Source organism: Acinetobacter sp. YH12106, from assembly GCF_013418995.1.
In the GTDB taxonomy this organism is placed as follows: domain Bacteria; phylum Pseudomonadota; class Gammaproteobacteria; order Pseudomonadales; family Moraxellaceae; genus Acinetobacter; species Acinetobacter pseudolwoffii.
In genome coordinates, this window is record NZ_VPAV01000049.1 from 1 (window position 1) to 5,506 (window position 5,506).

General features: G+C 48.2%; 7 protein-coding genes and 2 pseudogenes. 7 read left to right on the forward strand and 2 right to left on the reverse strand.

Annotation, left to right across the window (positions count from 1 at the left end; translation table 11 throughout):
* Nucleotides 1–248: 248 nt before the first annotated feature.
* Both FTU45_RS14885 and FTU45_RS14890 read right to left on the reverse strand, forming a co-directional pair.
* Nucleotides 249–641 (reverse strand): TraK family protein, encoded by a 393-nt coding sequence (locus tag FTU45_RS14885; protein ID WP_052928019.1) that lies wholly within the window; start codon nucleotides 639–641, stop codon nucleotides 249–251.
* A gap of 61 nt (nucleotides 642–702) precedes the next feature.
* On the reverse strand, nucleotides 703–861 hold the full coding sequence (locus FTU45_RS14890) for a hypothetical protein (protein ID WP_180076670.1): 159 nt from the start codon (nucleotides 859–861) through the stop codon (nucleotides 703–705).
* 109 nt (nucleotides 862–970) lie between these two features.
* Between FTU45_RS14890 and traJ the strand changes: the two genes are divergently transcribed.
* The 7 genes and pseudogenes from traJ (at nucleotide 971) to FTU45_RS14920 (ending at nucleotide 5,259) form a co-directional block, all read left to right on the forward strand.
* Nucleotides 971–1,345: a conjugal transfer transcriptional regulator TraJ gene (gene traJ / locus FTU45_RS14895; protein ID WP_033472343.1), complete on the forward strand. Its 375-nt coding sequence runs from the start codon at nucleotides 971–973 to the stop codon at nucleotides 1,343–1,345.
* Nucleotides 1,342–2,217 (forward strand): annotated as a pseudogene (gene traI, locus FTU45_RS14900) (TraI/MobA(P) family conjugative relaxase); the annotation flags it as partial. The gene traJ and the pseudogene traI, both read left to right, overlap by 4 nt.
* Nucleotides 2,218–2,243: 26 nt before the next feature.
* Nucleotides 2,244–3,146: pseudogene (locus FTU45_RS14905) on the forward strand (TCR/Tet family MFS transporter); the annotation flags it as partial.
* Nucleotides 3,138–3,323: a GyrI-like domain-containing protein gene (locus tag FTU45_RS15670; RefSeq protein ID WP_233735431.1), complete on the forward strand. Its 186-nt coding sequence runs from the start codon at nucleotides 3,138–3,140 to the stop codon at nucleotides 3,321–3,323. The pseudogene FTU45_RS14905 and the gene FTU45_RS15670, both read left to right, overlap by 9 nt.
* 183 nt (nucleotides 3,324–3,506) lie before the next feature.
* Entirely contained in the window at nucleotides 3,507–3,902 is a 396-nt protein-coding gene (locus FTU45_RS14910) for a transposase family protein (RefSeq protein ID WP_008306679.1), read from the forward strand.
* Entirely contained in the window at nucleotides 3,850–4,320 is a 471-nt protein-coding gene (locus tag FTU45_RS14915; protein ID WP_120366350.1) for a transposase family protein, read from the forward strand. The genes FTU45_RS14910 and FTU45_RS14915 overlap by 53 nt, the downstream gene beginning before the upstream one ends.
* 81 nt (nucleotides 4,321–4,401) lie before the next feature.
* On the forward strand, nucleotides 4,402–5,259 hold the full coding sequence (locus tag FTU45_RS14920) for an SDR family NAD(P)-dependent oxidoreductase (protein WP_120366351.1): 858 nt from the start codon (nucleotides 4,402–4,404) through the stop codon (nucleotides 5,257–5,259).
* Nucleotides 5,260–5,506: the final 247 nt, after the last annotated feature.

The following is a 5,506-nucleotide window of genomic DNA, read 5'->3' on the forward strand; positions in this document are numbered from 1 at the left end:
GCATGTTCCGCGTCCTTGCAATACTGTGTTTACATACAGTCTATCGCTTAGCGGAAAGTTCTTTTACCCTCAGCCGAAATGCCTGCCGTTGCTAGACATTGCCAGCCAGTGCCCGTCACTCCCACTCAAATGTTAATAGGCCGCCTCTATGAAGGGGGCTGTTTTCGGGGTCGATTTCCAGGGGTTCATTGACACTTGAGGGGCGGGCTATGCCTTCCCTCTTGGCGTCCAATCCGCCCCTTGGGGCGTCAAATCAAGTCCGCTTTGTTCGGGCTGGGGTTGAAGTTGAAGCTGGGAATCTCCCCCGGCTTATGGCTGGCTGATGGTACTGGTTTGGGTGTCGCTGGGGTGGCTTTCTTGGGGGCCGGTTGGGAGGATGCCGGCGGTCTTGCGGTGGCCTTTTCAGGCTCGCCTGGCGACCGAATCAGACTGTTCACATAGCTGATAAAAGCATCATATCCGAAGCTGATTTTCCCTTCATCGTGCAGCGTTTTCCAGATGGCTTTTACCGGCCAGCCATCGGTCAAAGCCTCTTTTATGTCGTCGCGCTGGGCCAGGAAAGCCGCCCGATTCTGTCCTGAACGGGTGGGCTTTTGGGTCTGCATTTGCGCTGCAATGCGCTCTGTAAGCCGTTTAGTCATGCCGATTCTACCGCCTTTTATATGTCGATTTATCCGCGATTTAATGCCGATTCTATCGCTATTAAAGCGATTGTAAGGCGACTAAAGCCAGATTGCACGCCTTATGCGTGGAATCGGCTTGTGTTTGTCGATAAAACGGGTTATAGCCGGTAAATGGTAGTGATGTTAAAGTGGTGGTGAAGCGGGCAGGATGTGTGAAGTAGGCCCACCATGCAAGCATGGTGTTCCTCTTCACTTCCCCTTATTCGCACCTGCGGCGCTCAACGGGAATCCTGCCCTGCGGGGCCATCGGCGGACGCCGGAATAAGAGAACCAGGAGGACGCCAAAGATGGAGGCGACAGAGCAGAAGGTAACGAGAAAAAGCAGCACGCCGATCAAGGTGTATTGCCTGCCGGAAGAGCGGGCCGCCATTGAGGCCAACGCACAAGCGGCTGGCTTGAGTACGTCTGCTTTTTTGCTGGCCGTGGGGCAGGGTTACGCCGTCCAGGGCGTGACCGATTACGAGAACGTGCGCGAGCTGGTGCGGGTCAATGGCGACCTGGGCCGCCTCGGTGGTCTGCTGAAATTGTGGCTGACCGACGATGCCCGAACGGCCCGGTTCAGCGCTGAAACTGTCTTGGGCCTGCTGGCCCGGATTGAGGCCAACCAGGACGAAATGAGCCGATTGATGGAATCTATTGTGCGACCCAGGGCAGCATCATGATTGCCAAGCATGTTGCCATGCGTTCCCTGGGCAAATCAGACTTTGCCGACCTGGCTAAATACATCACCGACGCACAGAGCAAAGACCACCGGCTGGGCCATGTTCAGGTCACGAATTGCGAGGCGCATTCAGTGCGCGATGCCATCACCGAAGTGCTGGCCACCCAGCACATGAACACCAGGGCCAAGGGCGATAAGACCTATCACCTGATTGTCAGTTTTCGCGCCGGCGAGAATCCCGATGCCGACACCTTGAAGGCGATAGAGGAACGGATTTGCCAAGGGCTAGGGTTTGGTGAGCATCAGCGTATCAGCGCCGTGCATAACGACACCGACAACCTGCACATCCACATTGCCATCAACAAGATTCACCCGACCAGGCACACGATGCACGAACCGTACTATCCGCACCTGGCGCTGGCCGACTTGTGCGAGACGCTGGAACGGGACTATGGCCTGGAGGCAGACAATCACCGGCCGCAGCAGCGCGGGGCGGCATCGAGGGCCGCCGACATGGAGCGCCATGCCGGCGTGGAAAGTCTGGTGGGCTGGATCAAGCGCGAATGCCTGGACGACATTAAAGCCGCGCAGTCCTGGACGGAGCTGCACCAGGTCATGCGTGATAACGGCCTGGAGATTACGCCAAGGGGTAACGGGTTGGTGATCCGGGCCGATGACGGCACGATGGTCAAGCCCAGCACCCTGTCCCGCGATCTGTCCAAGCCTGCCCTGGAAAAGCGGCTGGGAGCCTTTGAGGCGTCACCGGATCAGCAGGAGAAGCCGCCCAGGCGGCAGTATCAAAAGAAGCCGGTACGGTCACGCGCTGACACCACCGAGCTTTATGCCAGGTACAAAGTTTTTTATCGCCAACTTATCAATGATAAATAAAAGTCACATCTATGTCAAAATCACTTATAACCGCACTCATTGTTGTCGCGCTTGATGCGATTGGTTTGGGATTAATCATGCCGGTGGTTCCGGCTTTATTAAATGAATTTGTACCGGCAGAGCAAACAGCATTTCACTATGGTGTTTTTTTATCGCTTTATGCGTTTATGCAGGTCTTTTGCGCGCCCGTTTTAGGGCGGTTATCTGACCGCTATGGACGGCGGATTATTTTGCTGGTTTCATTTTTAGGTGCCACGATTGATTATAGCATAATGGCGGCAGCGCCTGTTTTATGGGTGCTTTATATCGGCCGGATTATCTCAGGTGTTACCGGAGCAACTGGTGCAATCGCGGCATCAATTATCGCTGATACAACTAAACAGGAAGAACGTGCGCGTTGGTTTGGTTTTATGGGGGCGTGTTTTGGTGCAGGTATGATTGCAGGGCCTGCTATTGGCGGTGTTCTTAGTGATATATCTGTGCATGCGCCCTTTGTGGCAGGGGCTCTTCTCAATGCAATTGCCTTTTGTTTGGTGGCTTTCTTGTTGCCCAAAACGCCGTCACAACCGCCTGAAGGACAGCCAGCCAAAATCAATTTGTTTGAAGGCTTTCGCTTCAATTTTGCAGTTCAGGGACTTGCCAGCTTTTTTGCGTTGTTTTTTCTTATGCAGCTGATTGGGCAGGCGCCCGCCGCTTTGTGGGTGATTTATGGCGAACAGCGCTTGAATTGGGATATTGGCACAGCAGGTGTGTCGCTGGCCGTTTTTGGTGCAGCACATACATTCGTACAAGCTGTTTTAACCGGCACTCTTTCAAAGCGACTGGGTGACCGCGGTGTGTTGCTGCTTGGAATGGGCGCTGATATGTGCGGGTTTTTATTGCTGGCTTTTATCACGCAAAGCTGGATGGCGGTATTCTCAGGAACGGGTCCTATACCAGGAGCAATTCAAGAATTGCAACAGCAGATTTTTACTGAATGGTTACCAACTTCAGGTTTTGAATATGCTGAATTGCCAGATATCGAATTATATTTAGATGCTAATCCTCAGAATGCACAGTTCCAAATATGGCTCCCGATTCGTGCAAAATAAAAAAGTTGTGGCAAGTTTTTTGCCACAACTTTTTTTGAATAAAATGACTCTTAGTATTTTATAACTGACAATCAGCATATTAGATACTATAGTTATTAGATCTCTTTCATAAATCAAAAAACGATCTTCTTTTTGGTTAATATTTGCACTCCGGATTTCTTGGCATTCGTGCATAATCTGCGGATGAAATACATCGATTCAAACAAGCTTTCTGATCCTCAGTTCAAGCGATACACAGGCATCTCATGGTCAACTTTCTATTTGATGGTTGAGCAATTGCAGAAGCATGTCTCTGCCAAAGGCAGACCGCCCAAGTTAAGCCTGGAGGATCAGGTTCTGCTCTGTCTGAGCTATTGGCGGGAATACCGAACCTTATTTCACGTTGCGACGAGTTACGGGGTTTCAGAGCCCACAGCCTCAAGAATTGTCCGTCATGTTGAAGACTGCCTGATTCGGTCCAATCTGTTTAATTTACCCAAAGATTTACCCGAGGGCGAAGGCATCGACTGGAATGTTGTGATCGTGGATGCCACGGAAATTCCAATCCAAAGGCCTAAAAAAACAGAAGAAAAGCTATAGCGGCAAGAAAAAGACCCATACCTTTAAAGTACAGGCCATGATTCACTACAAAACTCAGCAAATTCTAAGTTTATGTACCAGTCGCGGTGCAGTGCATGATTTCGAGTTGTTCAAACGCAATTTAAACCAGATTCCTTTTGGGGCTTTTATCCTTGCAGATAAAGGCTATCAGGGGATTTATGTGTTGTATCCGAATAGCCTGTTGCCATTAAAAGCCAAAAGACACTGTAAATTGGATCCTGAATTGAAAATCTATAATCAAGAAATCAATAAAAGAAGAATCGGAATTGAGCATGTATTTGGCAGCCTGAAAACCTTCAAAATCCTTGCTGAGCGTTATCGAAATAGAGGTAAAAGGCTTGGTTTGAGATTCAATTTAATCGCTGGAATCTACAACTTGGAAATGAGCAAAAAATGATTTATGAAAGAGGTCTATTGTTGGCCTTTTAATTTGTTATAATCATATTGAGAGTAATTAGGAAAAAAGGAGCGTGGACAGATGACTAGAACGTGGTTTATTACTGGTGGAAGTAAAGGAATTGGTTTTGAGACAGTAAAATTAGTATTAGAAAATGGCGACCAAGTCATTTCTTTTTCTAGAACAGAAGGAAAACTCAGCAGGTTAAAAACAGAATATGGATCTTCTTTGCTGATCTGTTTAGGCGATATTGAAGAACGAGACATGGTAGTAGCCGCTGCTGCTAAGGGAGCAGAAAAATTTAATGGCATCGATATTGCTTTGAGTAATGCGGGAATGATGCTTGGAGGAATGATTGAGGAGACAACAGAAGAAGAGGCGCGTCAGATAATGAATGTAAACTTTTTCGGTTCTCTTTGGACGGCTCAAGCGGTTTCTCCTTTTTTGCGAGACAAATCAGGTCGTTTTATCCAAATGAGTAGTATCGGGGGCATCATGTCTTGGATGACTTCAGGTCTATACAGTGCTAGTAAATTTGCGGTAGAAGGATTGACGGAAGCTTTAGCACAGGAACTGGCTCCTTTTGGTGTTCATGTGACTATTGTTGAACCAGGAGGTTATTGGACAGATCTTTACAAGAAACTGCATAATAGTAAACGCTTGCCGGATTATCAAGAACTGCATCAACAAATGGATGCCTTCGCAAAAGAACAGGAGGGTCAGGCGACAGATAGTGACCCTATATTAGCAGCAAAGACAATCTTAAAACTTGCGGCATTGCCTGAACCACCACTACGTCTAATATTAAGTGATTCTCTTTTTGATGGGGTGATCGAAGCAACGGAAAATAAAATCGCCGGGTGGAAAGCAGAGGAGAGCCTCAGTCGGGAATCAGAAAAATTGATTCCAATGCCTGAAGGGTATTTAGCTGATAAGTAGATGACGACAGGAAAGTGACAATAAAAAATGAAAGAAATCATTGAAGAAATTCAAGCATACAAACCTTTTACACAGCAAGAAGCAAATGATCAAAAACTTTTTCTAAAACAAATACAATTTACGTATAGGAAGAATAAACGCCCTTTTCACCCAAGTCCAACAGCTTTGGACCGCAGTTGACTCTTTCGACACCCCTGCGATGCAACCCAATCCGGCTGACGGGGAGCCAGCAACGCTGAAAATTTAC